11 protein-coding genes are annotated in these 14,638 nt (G+C 64.6%); 5 read left to right on the top strand and 6 right to left on the bottom strand.

Annotated features, from left to right (window positions below; translation table 11 throughout):
* Positions 1 to 359: 359 nt before the first annotated feature.
* The 3 genes from DQ353_RS20615 to DQ353_RS20605 all read left to right on the top strand — a co-directional run bounded on the left by DQ353_RS20615 (position 360) and on the right by DQ353_RS20605 (position 3,278).
* Entirely contained in the window at positions 360 to 1,469 is a 1,110-nt protein-coding gene (locus tag DQ353_RS20615) for a tyrosine-type recombinase/integrase (RefSeq protein ID WP_286166951.1), read from the top strand.
* Positions 1,466 to 1,807 carry a helix-turn-helix domain-containing protein gene (locus DQ353_RS20610; RefSeq protein WP_113765056.1) on the top strand — a complete coding sequence of 114 codons (342 nt, stop codon included), beginning with the start codon at positions 1,466 to 1,468 and terminating at the stop codon, positions 1,805 to 1,807. The genes DQ353_RS20615 and DQ353_RS20610 overlap by 4 nt, the downstream gene beginning before the upstream one ends.
* Before the next feature lie 232 nt (positions 1,808 to 2,039).
* The gene (locus DQ353_RS20605; RefSeq protein ID WP_286166950.1) at positions 2,040 to 3,278 is read left to right on the top strand and encodes a site-specific integrase; all 1,239 of its coding nucleotides are present in this window, start codon (positions 2,040 to 2,042) and stop codon (positions 3,276 to 3,278) included.
* Between the two features lie 339 nt (positions 3,279 to 3,617).
* Here the strand turns inward: DQ353_RS20605 and DQ353_RS22665 are convergent, their stop codons facing one another.
* The 6 genes from DQ353_RS22665 to DQ353_RS20570 form a co-directional block, all read right to left on the bottom strand.
* On the bottom strand, positions 3,618 to 3,821 hold the full coding sequence (locus tag DQ353_RS22665; protein WP_502696417.1) for a DUF488 family protein: 204 nt from the start codon (positions 3,819 to 3,821) through the stop codon (positions 3,618 to 3,620).
* 741 nt (positions 3,822 to 4,562) lie between these two features.
* On the bottom strand, positions 4,563 to 5,879 hold the full coding sequence (locus tag DQ353_RS20590) for a PP2C family protein-serine/threonine phosphatase (protein ID WP_286166948.1): 1,317 nt from the start codon (positions 5,877 to 5,879) through the stop codon (positions 4,563 to 4,565).
* Positions 5,876 to 7,060: a PP2C family protein-serine/threonine phosphatase gene (locus tag DQ353_RS20585; protein ID WP_181578542.1), complete on the bottom strand. Its 1,185-nt coding sequence runs from the start codon at positions 7,058 to 7,060 to the stop codon at positions 5,876 to 5,878. Before DQ353_RS20585 ends, DQ353_RS20590 begins: the two co-directional genes overlap by 4 nt.
* A 122-nt stretch (positions 7,061 to 7,182) precedes the next feature.
* Entirely contained in the window at positions 7,183 to 7,614 is a 432-nt protein-coding gene (locus tag DQ353_RS20580) for an ATP-binding protein (RefSeq protein WP_113765052.1), read from the bottom strand.
* A complete protein-coding gene (locus DQ353_RS20575) occupies positions 7,607 to 7,939 on the bottom strand; it encodes an STAS domain-containing protein (RefSeq protein ID WP_113765051.1) in 333 nt (110 codons plus the stop codon). The genes DQ353_RS20580 and DQ353_RS20575 overlap by 8 nt, the downstream gene beginning before the upstream one ends.
* Positions 7,940 to 7,995: 56 nt before the next feature.
* A complete protein-coding gene (locus DQ353_RS20570; RefSeq protein ID WP_113765050.1) occupies positions 7,996 to 9,930 on the bottom strand; it encodes a glycosyltransferase family 2 protein in 1,935 nt (644 codons plus the stop codon).
* A 267-nt stretch (positions 9,931 to 10,197) separates the two neighbouring features.
* Here DQ353_RS20570 and opgC point away from each other — a divergent pair, with 267 nt between their 5' ends.
* Both opgC and DQ353_RS20560 read left to right on the top strand, forming a co-directional pair.
* Positions 10,198 to 12,675, top strand: a complete 2,478-nt coding sequence (gene opgC, locus DQ353_RS20565; protein ID WP_113765049.1) for an OpgC domain-containing protein — start codon at positions 10,198 to 10,200, stop codon at positions 12,673 to 12,675.
* Positions 12,676 to 13,113: 438 nt separating this feature from the next.
* On the top strand, positions 13,114 to 14,379 hold the full coding sequence (locus tag DQ353_RS20560) for a glycosyl hydrolase (RefSeq protein WP_286166947.1): 1,266 nt from the start codon (positions 13,114 to 13,116) through the stop codon (positions 14,377 to 14,379).
* The last annotated feature ends 259 nt before the right edge of the window (positions 14,380 to 14,638 follow it).

Below are 14,638 nucleotides of genomic sequence, written 5' to 3'. Positions count from 1 at the left end.
TAGGGAACTGCGTCGCCCAACCCAAATACGGAATTGCCAACTTCATTGAGACGAAAATGACCAGATCTGTCTCACTAAACATGGCAAAACCCCACGTCAGCGTTGCCAACAATACTGAGACCGGACATAGGACTCGGTGATATGGCGTCCGCGTCGCTGGGCTCTTGAAGCAGAAAAACCCGTCGCGACATGGATCGCGACCTGCTGGGGTATACCGGAAGCGTGATGCCTCGGGCGATGGGCATCGACGGTTTGCCGGTGCCGTCGAGGCCCCCTGAGCCTTGGATTCCCGTGGTTCCCTTGACTCGGGTTCGCGTTTTGTGCATTCTAAGAGCAGAATTTGCGAACGCATCGGAGTCATGATGGATCCTGAACAGGGACGGCTGATCAGGCTTCCGTTGCGTCAGGGTGCCACCTCCGCCGACGCGGTGTTCGAGGACATGCTCACGGGGTGGGAACACCAGCAGCTGGCCCGAAATTTCACCGCCGCCACGATCCGGGGACGGGAACGGCTGGTCCGCCGGTTCGTCGACCACACCGGACATTTCCCCTGGGAATGGACCCTCGGCGATGCCGACGAATTCTTCGCCCATGAGCGTTCCATCCTGAACCTGGCGTACGCCACCATCCGCGCCTACCAGACCCATGTGAAGGTGTTCTGCGATTTCCTGACCGATCCGGCCTACGAATGGGACCGTCTCTGTATCCAGGGCTTTGGCAGCTCCCCCTCCCAGATCATCACGGAATTCAACCGCGCACGCCACGCCCAGAGCAACGAACAGGCGCCCACCAAGAGGCCCTTCACCCGGGCCGAGCTCCAAGGATTCTTCGACCTGGCCGACCTCGAGGTCGACAGGGTCCTTTCCTCGGGACGCAAGGGCGCCGTCGCCGCCTACCGGGACGCCACCGTGTTCAAGACCGCCTACGCGTGGGGTTTGCGGGCCAACGAGGTCACGCACCTGCAGACCGTGGACTTTCCCCGGAACCGCAGGGCACCCCAGTTCGGCGATTTCGGTGTTCTGCAGGTCAGGTACGGCAAGGCCCAGCGCGGTTCCCCACCCAAGAGGCGCTCGGTGCTCACGGTCTTTGACTGGTCCCCCGGTGTCCTGGACGCCTGGATCCGGACCGGCCTGCCATGGTTGGCGCCGATGGTGTCGGAAATCTTTCCCACGGCCACCGGCCTGCCCGTTCCCAAGTCCAACCTGCACCGCCGCTTCCGCGACTACATCGAGGAACTCGGCTATCCGCCCGGACTGGACATCCATTCCCTGCGCCGCTCCTACGTCACACACCTCTTTGAACACTTCGGCTTCGACCACACCTTTGTCCAGCGGCAGGTCGGCCACGAACATGCCTCGACCACCTCGCTCTACACATCGGTCTCCAGCGATTACCAGACCAGCGAGCTCAACCGTGTGCTCGAGGACATGATCGAGAAGGCCGTCAAACCCAAGGAGAAAAGAGAATGAAGCGGGACATCGAATACCGGTGGCGGGCCCGGGAACTGATGGCACGGCACGGTATGCGCAACACCCGGGAACTGGTGGGACCGCTGCGGGAGCGGGGCATCACCCTGTCAGAGTCCCAGATCTACCGCATGGTCGGCCAGGAGCCCGAACGCATCTCCTTCCAGCTCCTGGCCGCGCTCTGCGACATCTTCGGCGTCGAGGCTAACGAGCTGTTCACCTTCACCGCCACGAACTCGCGGAACGAACGCCGGCAGCAGGCCGCGGCCTCGGGGGCAAACGTCGTCCGGTTCGCCGACGCCTACAAACCCGTCAGGGCGAGGATCCTTGACGAGGACTAGACCCGGGCCCCGTGGCCGGCCCCGGTCCGAGGGCGGGCACCGGTGCGCCAGGTGCGGCCGCATGGCCGCCAAAATCCGGGTGAAGTGGCCAGATGGTCCCATTTGCGGGATCTGCTTCACCACCGCCTTGCGGACGCGGGGAGTCTGCCCCGGATGCGCAGAAGACAGGCTGCTACCCGGGAAGGCCGAGGGTGAGAGCATCTGCCGGGACTGCGCCGGCATCAGTACCAACATGACCTGCGACAGCTGCGGCGCCGAGGCCGAGCGTTTCCGTGCCGGCCACTGCATCCGCTGCGTGCTGCGCACGGACCTGGAGATGCTCCTGAAACCGCACAGTCCCCCGGACCTGCGCCTCAAGGCCCTGATCAACGTCTTGGCGGAGGTCGAACGCCCGGAGAGCATCTACACGTGGATGCGCGGGGAGAATCCCCAAGAACTCCTGGCCAGACTCGGCACCCGCAACCTCGCGCTCACCCACGAATCCTTTGACGCCCTCCCCGGCAACCGGTCGGTTGAACACCTGCGGGAATTACTCATCTTGCACGGCATGCTCCCGGAGCGGGACCGCCAACTGGCAACCTTCGAACGATGGCTGGCCACCCGCATCGGCGATTTGGCAAACACCCCAACGATCCAGTCCCCCATCGAACGGTTCGCCACCTGGCACCACCTCAAACGGTTCCGCTCCCTGACCAGCCAAGGCCGGGACTTGAGCGCGGCAGTCCGCTCGGCGAAGCAGGAGATCACCGAATCCGGGAAGTTCCTTGCCTGGCTCGGCGTCGAATACGGACTGACCATTGCCGACCTGCGGCAAGGACACCTGGACGAATACCTCTCCGAGGGACCCTCCACCCGGCACTCTATCGGCACCTTCATCGTCTGGCTTGTCAAGAATCATGAAACGGCCACGCTGGAGGTCCCGCACCGCTACCCGGCCACGAGGCCCCTGATCACCCAGCAGCAACGTATTGACCTCATCCGCCACTGTTTGGAGTCCGGCCACTTGCCCCTGGCACCCCGAGTCGCGGCCCTAATCCTGCTGCTCTATGGCCAGCCCATCGGGAAGATTGCTGCGTTGAGATGTTCGGACCTGCAGACACAACCGGATGGGCTGCATCTGAACCTGGGCAACATCCCGGTGCTCGTTCCCGCGCAGGTTGCACCGATGTTTTGGGGCTACCTCGCCCACCGCCCCAATCAACAGACCGGCAATGGCGCCAGCCCCTGGCTCTTCCCCGGCACCATGCCCGGACAGCACATCCACGCCGACAGCATGCTGGTCCAACTCCGCACCCTGGGCATCGACCCGGGCGGGGCACGAAACAGCACGCTGCGAAGCCTCGTGCAGGAACTCCAACCGACCTTGGTAGCAAACGCCTTGGGCTACAGCTACCAAGTCATCCACAAACACGCCGCCGACGCCGCAGTCCCCCTGGCCGGATACGCACGGAAAGTCCCCAAGACGCACTGAGGTAAGCCACTCCCCGGGTCAATGGTCGAGACTGGAATGGGACTCCGAGCGATAGGTTTCGTTCCCAGTTGTCCAGTTGTGGCCACGCAGGTTCCGGCCCGACTACCCGGTCCCTGTGCCGCGGGTCTTGGCCATGTCGATGCGATCATTGCGGAACGGAACCCCTTCGTCCTCAAGCAGCGCACGGGCTTCCCCGCCGTGACAGGCTGCCGGTGTGCCATCGGCAGAAACAACCCGCCACCACGGCACCCCCTCGCCCACCAGACCAACCATCCGCCCTGCCTGCCGCGGACCGATTCCCACGGGCTGGCCATGTAGTCGGCATAGTCCCGAAAGGCCTTAACCCTCCACCCCACGTTCGGGGTCTCCACGCCGGCGAGCGTGTCCCTGCGTCCGCCCAGATCCCGGATCCACCGGTACCCGATCTGCGCGCAACGCCTCCTTGATCGCGTCCTGGTTCCACTGCGGGAACTTCCGCGATGACGGAAAGGAACGGACATCCACCAACTCGCTCACCCCACTGGCACGCAACATGTCCAGCACTTCCTCAAGACCACGCGTGGAATGCCCAATCGTAAAAACCCGCGGCACCCCCGCGGCCCGGTCCCTGCTCCTTCATCATCGAACCCCTCATCTGGTGGGCCTGTCGGTCCGTGCCCGTCGGGGATTGCCCCTCATCCTGGCCAGGGCTTCCTCTGCAGTCTGGCATGACACGGCCTCCCGAGGGCCGGGGCTGGTGGATTCAGGAATTCGTAGGTATTGCCCATACCAGCACGCTGGTGATGGGCCGATGCGTGGAATTCGTCCTGCGATCGGGTCCCTTGGCTCCTGGCAGATTCCGGCAGGATCCGCCACACAATCAGTCTGCTGTGCCGCATCACGGCCCCGGCCCGGGGACATCTTGCCCTGCAGGATGCTATCGCGCGGCAGCGCGTGGAATACTTCGCCCTCCGGCGCTTCGGGTTCGAGCTGGGGCTGGATTACCGGCCCAGCAGCGGATACCGCTTGGAGATGCAGCGGGCAGTGCCCTCGATCGGGTACGAGCACCCCGTGAGCTACAGGGAACTTGCCGCGACCACCGAACCGCCACCGGGCGTCCATCGGTCATCAGGCGGCGGTTCGGTCGGTGGGAGCCACGTGTGCCACCAACCCACTGCCGCTCATGGTGTCCCGACACCGGGCACTGCGGTGTGTGATCGGGCCCCTGGGCGGACACCCTGGGGACGGAAAACGAAGAAGGTCCTGCTCGAGCTCGAGCAGGACCCCCGGGGCTGACCGTCTCTGCTAAACCTGGAATACCGATGACATGGCACGCGTCCCGGAGTCGTGGCTGTGGGCGGCGGTGTTCGGCTCGGAACGGCGCACGGCCAGCACCGTGACATCGTCCGGGTTGCTGGCTCCCGAAGCCAGCTTGCGGACCGCGTTCACGATATCCTGGGCCGACCCGGCACTGCACGAGAGCTTGGCGACCTCGGGGATGGCGCCCAGCGTGCCGTCATAGAGATCCAGCACCCCATCGCTGAAGCTCACGATCATGTCCCCGGGCGCGAGGAAGATTTCCCGCGACGTCCACGTTGCCTCGGGCATCAGCCCGACGGGCATCTCATTGGAGGACAACCGCTCCCAGCTCTTGTCGGCCCGCACCAGCAGACTCAGGCCGTGGCCAGCGTCGGAGAAGACGACCCGGCCGTCCGCGGCGCGCAGCCTGGCATGGAACAAGGTGGCGAACGCCGCGGCCTGGCTCAGTTCGGTGGCCAGGCAGTCCGAGGTCAGCACCAGCGCCGTCACCGGGTCCTCGTTCCTGCGGGCGCTGCGGATGACAGCGCGCGTGGTGGCAGCTATCATGCCGGCCCCGGCGCCCTTGCCCATGACGTCGCTCAGGGTGAAGCCCAGACCACCGTCGATGGCGTACCAGTCGAAGAAGTCTCCGCCGACCGCCTTGGAGGGGATGCACGCCCCGGCGGTTTCATAGCCGTCCAAAAGCGCCGCTTCCTTGGGCAACAAGAACTTCTGGATCTGCGCAGCTTGGCTCAATTCCTCAGAGGCCGAAGCCGCTTCCTGTCGGGCGGAGCCCAAATGCCGGCGGGCCCGGGCGACCAAGGTGTTGACCACCAGCGCGGCAAATCCGAAGACCAGGGTGCTGTAGATGCCACGGGCGAACTCGTTGGGATTATCTGCCGCTTGGGCCCCCAGGGCGAAGGGCACCACGAGGGTCAAAAGTGCCCCGAGGACCGCGTAGCCGACGTAACGCCACCCTTCCTTGGAGGCAAACCAGAGGACCGGCAGCAAAACCAGGGAAGAAAAAATGGAGTGGGAATCATCCGTGGCGTGACGCAGGAAACCGGCGGCGACAAAGTCCAAGGCGGGCACGATAGTGGCAAAGCGCAACAGGGCGGGGCGGCTGAAGACCGCCGCCAGCACCGTCCCGATGGCCACCAATACCGTCCCGACCAGCAGCACCCAGGCATCGGTGACGACCAGCGTCGGGACGCCAAGGCTCATGAACACTGCCGCGAGGAACAACAGCGCAAACGGGATTTGCTTGCGCAACGGCGAAAGCTCATCAAGCCCCACCAGGACGCGCGCTGGCCTTGAACTCACGACCCATTTCCCTTTGCAGGTTCCGTGGCGTCGGCGCCCAGGCGCCGGACGATGAGTGCGGTAAGGTCATCATCGGGCGCTGCCCGTCCGTTGAGCCGCCGCAGGACGTTGATGGACTGTGCGGGCTGCGCGGTCGCGACCAGTGCGGCGATCTCATCGAGGGACGCCAAGGAGCCGTCGAAGAGGTCAAGGACCCCGTCGGTGAAGGTGGCTAGCGTGTCGCCAGGTTGCAGCGCCGCGGTGTGGGTCATCCAGGAGCCGGGCTCGCCAAGTCCCAGCGGCAGCCCGGCGCCGTGCAGGCGGGTGTATGTTCCGTCCGGTGAGACGATCATGCTTAGCCCGTGGCCGGCGTCGGCGTAGCGCAGTGTCCCGGTTTCCAGATCAAGTGTGGCGAGGAAGGCCGTGGCAAAGGTGGAGGTCGCCTCGAGGTCGCGGGCGAGCAGCACGCTGGCACTATCAAGTGTCGTGCCGGGGTCGGTGCCAGCAGCGTTGAGGATCGCGCTGCGGACGGTGGCTGCCATCAACGCGGCCGCGGTGCCCTTGCCCATGGCATCGGCGATAGCCAGGCAAAGATTGTTCTCGCGTTCACGCCACGAGTAGAAGTCCCCGCCGACTTCGGACTTGGGCAGGAACATTCCCGCGGCCTCGTATCCGCGGCCGTTCCCGCCCTCGGCCGGCATCAGCGCCTGCTGCACGCTTCGGGCGCGGTCGCGGTCGGCAGAGTCCTGCAGCTCAGCCTCGGCCCAGGCACCAAGCTCTTCAAGCTGGACCAGCTGTTCGGGGCTCATGTCACGCGGGCGGGTGTCGTAGAGACACAGGGTGCCCACGCGCATCCCCGGACCGGCGTTCAGTGGCCGTCCCGCGTAAAACCGGATCCCCATTGAGCCATCCACGCTCGGAAGCCCGGCAAACCGCTCATCGGCCCTCGCGTCGGGCACCACCAAAATCCTCGGGGCCGCGATGGCGGTGCTGCAGAAGGATTCCTCGCGCGGGACCACCGTGGGATGCAGTTCCGGCGGGGACTTCACCACGGTGCTGCCCGAGTCCACCAGGGTCACCACCGCCATCGGCACGCTAAAAAGTTCCCGGGCCGCCCGCGTAATCCTGTCAAAACGCTCCTCGGGGGACGATTCAAGCAGGTTCAGGCGGTGCAGCGCCTCGACGCGGTCCCGCTCCGTCACGGATGGTGCCTGGGGATGATGCAAAGGTTTTTTCTCTTTCCTCAAGGGGTGACGTTTGTTTCCCGCCCCGGAGGGACCCCGGCGCGGGCCGGGATCCCTCCGGGGTCATGGAAACCCGTGGCTCATGGCTGCGGGTTTGAATCCCGGGACAAGACCCAGGTGTTGGTGTCGTCATGGCGGACGAAGGTCATGGTGGTGACCAAGGCCCGAATCAAGGCCAAGCCACGACCCGACTCGGCATCGGGGCCAGGCATCTCCCGGCCCTTGGAATCCAGTTGCGGATCGATGGCACCGAAGGCGCTGATTTCTGCCCGCAGGCATTGGGTCCGCACCTCGATCTCAACCCCCAGTTCCACGGGCGTGGGGAATTGGGGCTGGGCGTGCTGGACGATGTTGGAAGCGGCCTCTATTACCGCGGTGGCAAAGGTCATGCGGTCCATCTCCGGAACGAAGGGCGCGTCCGTCCAGAGCTCGTCGAGCAGGACGTGGGCCTCTTCGATGGACTCCGGGAGGGCTTGGCGGCGGAAGCTGCGGTGTGCAATCAAGTTATTCATTCCCGAAGGCCTCCTGGGCCGAGGCATACGAGGTCAGCACCCGGTCCATGCTGGTCAGTTCCAGGACCATCTTCACCTGCGGCTGCACAGCCGCGATCCGAAGGTCCCCGCCGGCCTGCCGGGCCGCCTTCAGGCATCCGATCAGTGCACCGAGCCCGGAGGAATCCATGAAGGTGGTCTGGGCCAGGTTCACCACGATGCGGCTCGCGCCGGTGGCCACGACCTCGTCCACATACGTCCTGAGGTTGGGGGCCGAAACCATGTTCAATCTCCCGGAGGCCAGCACCTCCGTGTACGAACCGTTGGCCTTGTGGCTAAGCTCCATCGAGCTTCCTTTCTGTATTCCACCGGTCAATCCGGCGACGCGTGTGGTGGATCGTGCTACTTGTCGCCGGGCTCATAGCCCCGATACCGCACGGCCTTGAATAGGACGCTGAGCACCAGCAGGTCGAAAACGACCCAGGCAACGTTCACCAGCGTACCGACCGGTTCGGCCAGACCCGCGGCAAGGCGCAATATCCCCGCAATCGCGGCGAACGCCAGCAGCACCGCCACCGTGATCTGCGGCCGGATCAGGCTCCAGCGCGGCCCGCCCTCCTGGCGGTCCTTGGGAGTGACGGCGAACCCCAGGGGGCGCCCGAACCAGACGTTGCGCGCCGCGGTGGTGCAGGCCTTGATCCATGTCGGGAACAGCGCCAGGCTGTACTGCTGGCCCCGCCACGTGGGAATGCCGCGCCCGGCCACGGCAAAGAGCAGCTGGTTCACGACCATGAACGGGATGAACCTGATAAAGAAATCGGCACTGAGGCTAGCCACCGGCAAGATGCCCAACAAAAGATAGACCACGGGCGCGGCGAAGTAGATGACCGCGGCGAACCCACTGAGGTAGGTCCACATCGTGGCGAAATACATCAGCCGCTGGCCCCACTTCAGACCCCGCTGGGTGAGCGGGTTTTCCCGCAGCAGCACCTGCATGGTCCCCTGCGCCCAACGCAAACGCTGGGTCATCATGGTGCCGATGTCCTCGGGGGCCAACCCGTAGGCCAAGACCTCGTGGTGGTAGACGCTCTGCCAGCCGCGGGCATGCATGCGCATGGCCGTGGCCATGTCCTCGGTCACCGAAATGGTGGCCAGCGGCATCAAAGGCTGCGCCTCGCCGCTGCGTTCCACGCTCAGGGCGTCCAGGACGGCCTGGATCGATTCCATGGCACCCAGCGGGGACCATTCCCGCCCCGAGAGACGATCCACGGCTTCCTCGGTGATCACCCGCACCCCGGACTCGCCCACGGCCGCCAGGTCCATGGCCGCGATCTCCGCCAGGTCCGCCTCCAGCGCCTGCACATCGGCCTGGACCAGCGTGCGGACGGCCTGCTGCACCTTTAGCTGGACCTCGTAGGTGATCTGGCTCAGGGATTCCTGGGCCTCCAGCTGCCTGCCGGCGTGCCCAATGGCTGCCTCCACCTCATCGAGCATGCCCCCGACCAGGGGCGAGTGAGCGTCGGCGGCCTTCCGGGCCTGCTTGATTGCCTTGGTGGAGGCGGCCAGGGCCCGGCGGATGCTCTTTTCCGTTTCTTTCACATAGCCCAGCAGCCCCAGTTCCATGAGCGCCTCGCGGCGCAGCACCGCGTTGGAACCGCAGAAGAAGGCCGCGTTCCAGCCGTCCTTGCCCTGCTGGATCGGTCCGTAAAACAGCGGGGCCTGGCTGCCCAGAGGATCGTCGGCCGGAACATTGGTGAAGTATTGCGGGGTCTGGACCAGCGCGACCCTCCGGTTATTGAAATAGCCCAGGGTCTTTTCCAGGATGTCGGGTGCAGGGACCTGGTCGGCATCCAGGATCAGCAGGAACTCGCCTTGGGTTTGCATCAGCGCGTTGTTCAGGTTTCCGGCCTTGGCATGCCGCGGCATGTTCTCCCAGTCCCGTCCCCGGGTGACGTAGCCAACTCCGTGCTGCTCGGCCAGCTGCCGCAGTTCCGGGCGGTTGCCATCATCAAGGATCCAAGTGCTGTGCGGATACCGGATGCCCTGGGCGGCCAAGGCGGTGTCCATCACCATGTCCAGCGGTTCGTTATAGGTGGTGACGAATACATCCACCGTCGCCTCCGAGGGCGCGGCGGCAGCGGCCTTGCGCTTCTTCAGTCGCCACACGGTCATGCCGAACAGCCCCACGTCGATCAGGCTGTAAGTTTCGGCGGCAACCAGCGGGATCGCGATCCACCAGGCATCCCAGTTCAGCGAGGCGACCCACCGCCAGGAGATGTAGTTGACGCCCAGGATCAGCGTGAGAACCACCATCAGGCGCGTCCAAAACCGTGCCACGCCAAGCCCCCAAGCCGCTATATTCAAACCGAAAACCGACAAGCCGCAAGACACCGCGGAAGCAGCCTTGCCCGTCCGCGGTCCTCATGGAACAAACCGAACATACCACGGCTGACATGCTCGAAGATGCCGATGACCGCCGGCGGAGGGCACAACCGGCTTTCCGGCAGCACTGAAGGTCCCGCCCCACTCCGAAGGGGCGCAGCAGGGGCCCGGACAGGGCAGAATGGTACCTGCTCGCTACTCTGACCAATCCCGAGGCAGAACATGACTTCCCGCTCCCGCCGGTACCCGCTCCTGCCAAGGGCCCTCTCACTGCTTGTGCTGCTCGTCACGCTACTGCTCGCAGCGGGGGCCCCTGCGCGGGCAGCCGGGGAAGGCAGGGCTGTTCCGCCGGCGGATCAAACACCCTTCCTGGGGGCCTTGTTGGACTGGGCCACGGACTCGACCGCAGCGCATGCCAAGCGTCTCGGAGCGCCTGCGGCCCTCTACGGACACTCGATATCGCTGCCGATGAGCGCCCAGGAGCAGGGCCACCTACGCGCCTACTTCGGACAGGTCTCGGCACAGGGCGCCCATGCCCTGCTCACCATCCACCCCGCGATGCCCTTGACGAACATCGACGGTTCCCGGGCCTCGGCCCTGGCCGCCCAGGTCGCCGACGCGGCCACGGGCTATGAAGGCAAGGTTTTTGTACGGTTCGGCCCGCAGATGAACGCCTCCTGGGTGAGGTGGGGACAGCGGCCCGAGGCTTACCGCGACGCGTTCGGGGTGATCGCGACCGCCATGGACAGTGAGCTGGGGAATCCGGTGATGGTGTGGTCCCCGACCGCAGCCAATGACTACCCCTTCCGTGCCCCGTCCACGACCGCGCCCTCAGGTGGAGCACTGGGCACGCTGGACACCGACGGCAACGGAGAATGGAACCTCAACGACGATCCCTACGCCCCCTATTATCCGGGCGATGACGTGGTCGACTGGGTCGGCCTGTCCGCTTACCACGACGAAACCCGTGACGGGCCGGCCCGCAACGCGGTTCCGGCACCCGGTGAGTTCAAGGCGCTGCTGGGAGATGCGGAGCCCGTCGGGCCACCGGCGGCCGAAGACTTCTACGCGGCCTACGCTTCGGGCAAGGACAAGCCGCTGATGGTGGAGACCGCGGCTTTCTATAGCCCCGGTATCCAGGGCGGGCCCGTGGAAGCGGAGACCAAGCGCCTCTGGTGGCAGCAGGTGCTCGCTGCTCCCGGCCACGGATACGACCGGATCGCCGCGGTGGTGTGGAACGAAACAATCGAACAGCGCCAGGACGGCGCACTCAATCTGGACGGACGGGTGACGCACACCCCCGATCTGGCCGCGGCCTTTGCGGACGGGCTCCAGACAAACGGCACGGTAACCGGCCCGATGTTCGAACAGTCCACCCTGGACGGGGTCGCGCCGGTAGCCACCGGCACCGCGCTTGAAGGTCACACCGCATGGACGGTCGCGGCAGCCGTCCTGGCCGCAGCACTGGCACTGTGCCTGCTGCCCTTGTGGCGGCCCGTGCGGGAATGGGCCCATGCTGGCAATTCTTCCCGGGACGCCCGCATTGACATGCTGCGCGGGGCCGCCATCATTTTTGTCGTCGTCAACCACGTCGGGATCACCTCATTCTTCCAGCTACTGACCCAGGAGAGCATCGGGGTGGTTTCCGGAGCTGAACTCTTCGTGCTGCTCTCCGGAACCGTCCTGGGTCTGGTGTACGGACCCCGAACCAAGGACGCCCTGGGAGACGTGGTGGACCGGACCAGCAAACGGGCGTGGAAACTCTACCTCACCGCCCTTGTCATAGTGCTGATCATTTTTGCCTTGAGCAACCTGCCCTTCCTCAACGCCACCGCCCTCACCACGTTCACCGACCAGGGCACCGGGGCGGCCGGGAACGAGGCGGCCGGCACCGCCTACGACCTCTACGCCGGCATGGCCGGATTCTTCCAGTTCCCCGTGCCCGATCACCTCATCCCGGCGCTGTTCCTGCTTCAGGTCGGGCCCTGGCAGTTCAATATCATGGGCCTATACGTGATCCTGCTGGCTCTGAGCCCGCTGGTGCTGATGTTGCTTAGCCGTGGGATGGTGTGGCTAGTGCTCACGGTGAGCCTGGGACTCTACATCCTGGGCATCAGCACCCAGGTCCGGCTACTGCCATCCCAGTTCGAAGACTCCTTCCCGTTACTGATCTGGCAGGTATTGTTCGTCCTGGGCATGGTCGCCGGCTACTACCGCCGACAGGTCGTGGCCTGGTTCTCCCACCCCCGCCAAAGAGCGCTGCTGTGGGCGTGCGTACTCCTTGCCGCGGCACTGGCGATCTTCTCCTGGACCAGCCCCTACTTCTCCAACAACTACGACATCCGGCTGGCCCTGCTGCCCGAGCCGACCTTCCGCGCCGTCTACGACGGCTTCTTCGGCCGCACCGGCTTGGAACCGGGCCGGCTGCTGAACGTCCTGCTGGTCATCATCACCGGATACGCGATGCTCAGCGCCTACTGGAGGCCCTTGGAACGGGCGCTGGGCTGGTTCCTCATCCCCCTGGGCCAAGCCACCCTCTACGTTTTCATCCTCCACGTCTTCATGATCATCGGCGTAGCCAACATCCCGGCCCTGCGCCAAGGGAATATCTGGATTAACACCGCCGCCTCCATTGTGATCCTGGCCCTGCTGTGGACCATGGTAAAAACCCGGTTCCTCTTCCGCATCATCCCCCGCTGACCTCGGCTCCATCCCACTCCCAAGGTCACACCCAGACCAAGGCCGTCACTGTTCCCCCAACGAAAAGACCCAACCACACCCTCCGCCCGGCACGGAGGACCACACCCAGCGGTACCGCCACGCAACCTGTCCACCAACGATGTTCGTTCGGTGCCGCGTGCCGCAGAACTGCAAGATGGCCCCTGGCGATGAGAAACGGCACGTGGCCTCGAGGCGAAGGAGAAGTGCTGTTCCACCAGGGGTTTTTCCAAAACTTCCGCCCCTCAGGTACCGACAGTGCTCTTACTTGCAGAATCCTGCGCACATCATGCGCTGACCGGGCAGGTTCAAGGGAGTGCTTGGCCTAAGCTAAGGATTGATAGGCATTGCGCCGATCGGCCCAGCAATCATCCCTGGACTTGCCTCGGGAAAAGGGCCTGAAAGTCTGGGGAGACAAACTTGAAAAAACGACGATTCATCGCGTGTGTGCTTGCCTTGGTGGTATGGGCGCTGCCCGGCATGGCTCCGGCCGCGCAGGCTGCCACAGCGGCCATTAGCCTCAGCCCGTCCTCGGGTCCGGCAGGGACATCGGTGACGGTGACCGGTACCGGCTTCCCCAAAAAAAGCCCCGGTACGATCACCGGCGGCACCAGCCCGGTCACGTTCACCGCCAGCGCCTCAGGCTACTTCAAAGTTGACTTGGTCATCCCCGAAACTAACAACCCCACGGTCGTAATCCAGGCCACCTCCGGAACAGCGAAAGTCTCTGCCGCCTTCACCATCACCTACAGCTCACCATCCACCATCACCGAAGACACCCAGGAAACCTCCACCCCCATCCCCGCGCCAACGGCTCCAGCCCCCACCCAGGGGTTCCTGCGCTTTGGAGCCGGAACACCCGGAGGCCCGATGGCCACCGCCGAACTCGACGAAGTAGCGGCCCTGGCCGGTGAAGCGCCCTCGATCATCCTCTCCTACAAGGACTTCAAGCAGGCCCCTCCACTGACCGAACTTGAAGCCGTGCGAGCCCGCGGAGCGGTGACACTCCTGACGTGGGAGCCCTGGGCCTGGGGAGGCGGCACGAACCAACCCGCCTATGCCCTGGACCGGATCACTGCCGGCGACTTCGATCCCTACCTGCGCCAATGGGGACAGTCCCTGGCCAGCTGGGGCCACCCTGTGATGCTGCGCTTCGGGCACGAAATGAACGGCAACTGGTACCCCTGGGCCGAAGGCATCAACGGCAACACCGCCGGCGACTATGTTGCCGCTTGGCGGCACGTCCACGACGTCGTCGCAGCCACCGGCGCATCAAACATCACCTGGGTGTGGAACCCCAACGTTCCCTACTGGGGCTCCACACCTCTGACGGGGCTGTACCCGGGGTCCTCCTACGTCGACGCGGTCGCCCTGGATGGCTACAACTGGGGAACCTCAGCCTCATGGAGCACTTGGCAGGAGCCTTCTGAAATCTTCGGCCCCGGGCTTTCCCAGCTCCGCACATTGGCTCCGGGCAAAGAAATCCTGATCGCCGAAACTGCCTCCGCAGAACAGGGCGGCTCCAAAGCGAATTGGAATGCATCGCTCATCAGCTACCTCACAGCACAAAGCGACGTCACCGCAATCACCTGGTTCCACTTCAACAAGGAAACAGACTGGCGCATCAACAGCAGTGGCTCATCAGCCCAGGCACTGGCAAATGCACTGGCTGCCCGCCCCAAATAACCGCTCCGGATAACGGTTTTCGTCCCCGGTAAGCACGCAACCGCCGATACGCACACTTCCGTCTCTCAGCTAGGCCCTGTTCGCACATGCCGAATGGTAGATTTTTTGTCTATTTACAGTCTCAATATGGGCACTTTAGTGTCCATGCAGGGTATTATGGAGGCATAACCGCAGCCATACGGATCAACGGGAAGGGGATACTCCCATGAGCATTGCCACGATCACCGGGGCGGCCCATGCGCGCACGGCCCGGCTGGGG

This window comes from Arthrobacter sp. AQ5-05 (assembly GCF_003287975.1).
Classification (GTDB): domain Bacteria; phylum Actinomycetota; class Actinomycetes; order Actinomycetales; family Micrococcaceae; genus Paeniglutamicibacter.
Note: the sequence above shows the minus strand (reverse complement) of the source record. Positions and strands in the feature narration are given on the sequence as shown.

What these genes read in the sequence shown, in the direction of transcription:
- DQ353_RS20580 (WP_113765052.1), bottom strand. Translation starts at nt 7,614, where the DNA reads ATGAATAACTTGATTGCACACCGCAGCTTCCGCCGCCAAGCCCTCCCG.
- DQ353_RS20610 (WP_113765056.1), top strand. Translation starts at nt 1,466, where the DNA reads ATGAAGCGGGACATCGAATACCGGTGGCGGGCCCGGGAACTGATGGCA.
- DQ353_RS20575 (WP_113765051.1), bottom strand. Translation starts at nt 7,939, where the DNA reads ATGGAGCTTAGCCACAAGGCCAACGGTTCGTACACGGAGGTGCTGGCC.
- DQ353_RS20605 (WP_286166950.1), top strand. Translation starts at nt 2,040, where the DNA reads ATGACCTGCGACAGCTGCGGCGCCGAGGCCGAGCGTTTCCGTGCCGGC.
- opgC (WP_113765049.1), top strand. Translation starts at nt 10,198, where the DNA reads ATGACTTCCCGCTCCCGCCGGTACCCGCTCCTGCCAAGGGCCCTCTCA.
- DQ353_RS20615 (WP_286166951.1), top strand. Translation starts at nt 360, where the DNA reads ATGATGGATCCTGAACAGGGACGGCTGATCAGGCTTCCGTTGCGTCAG.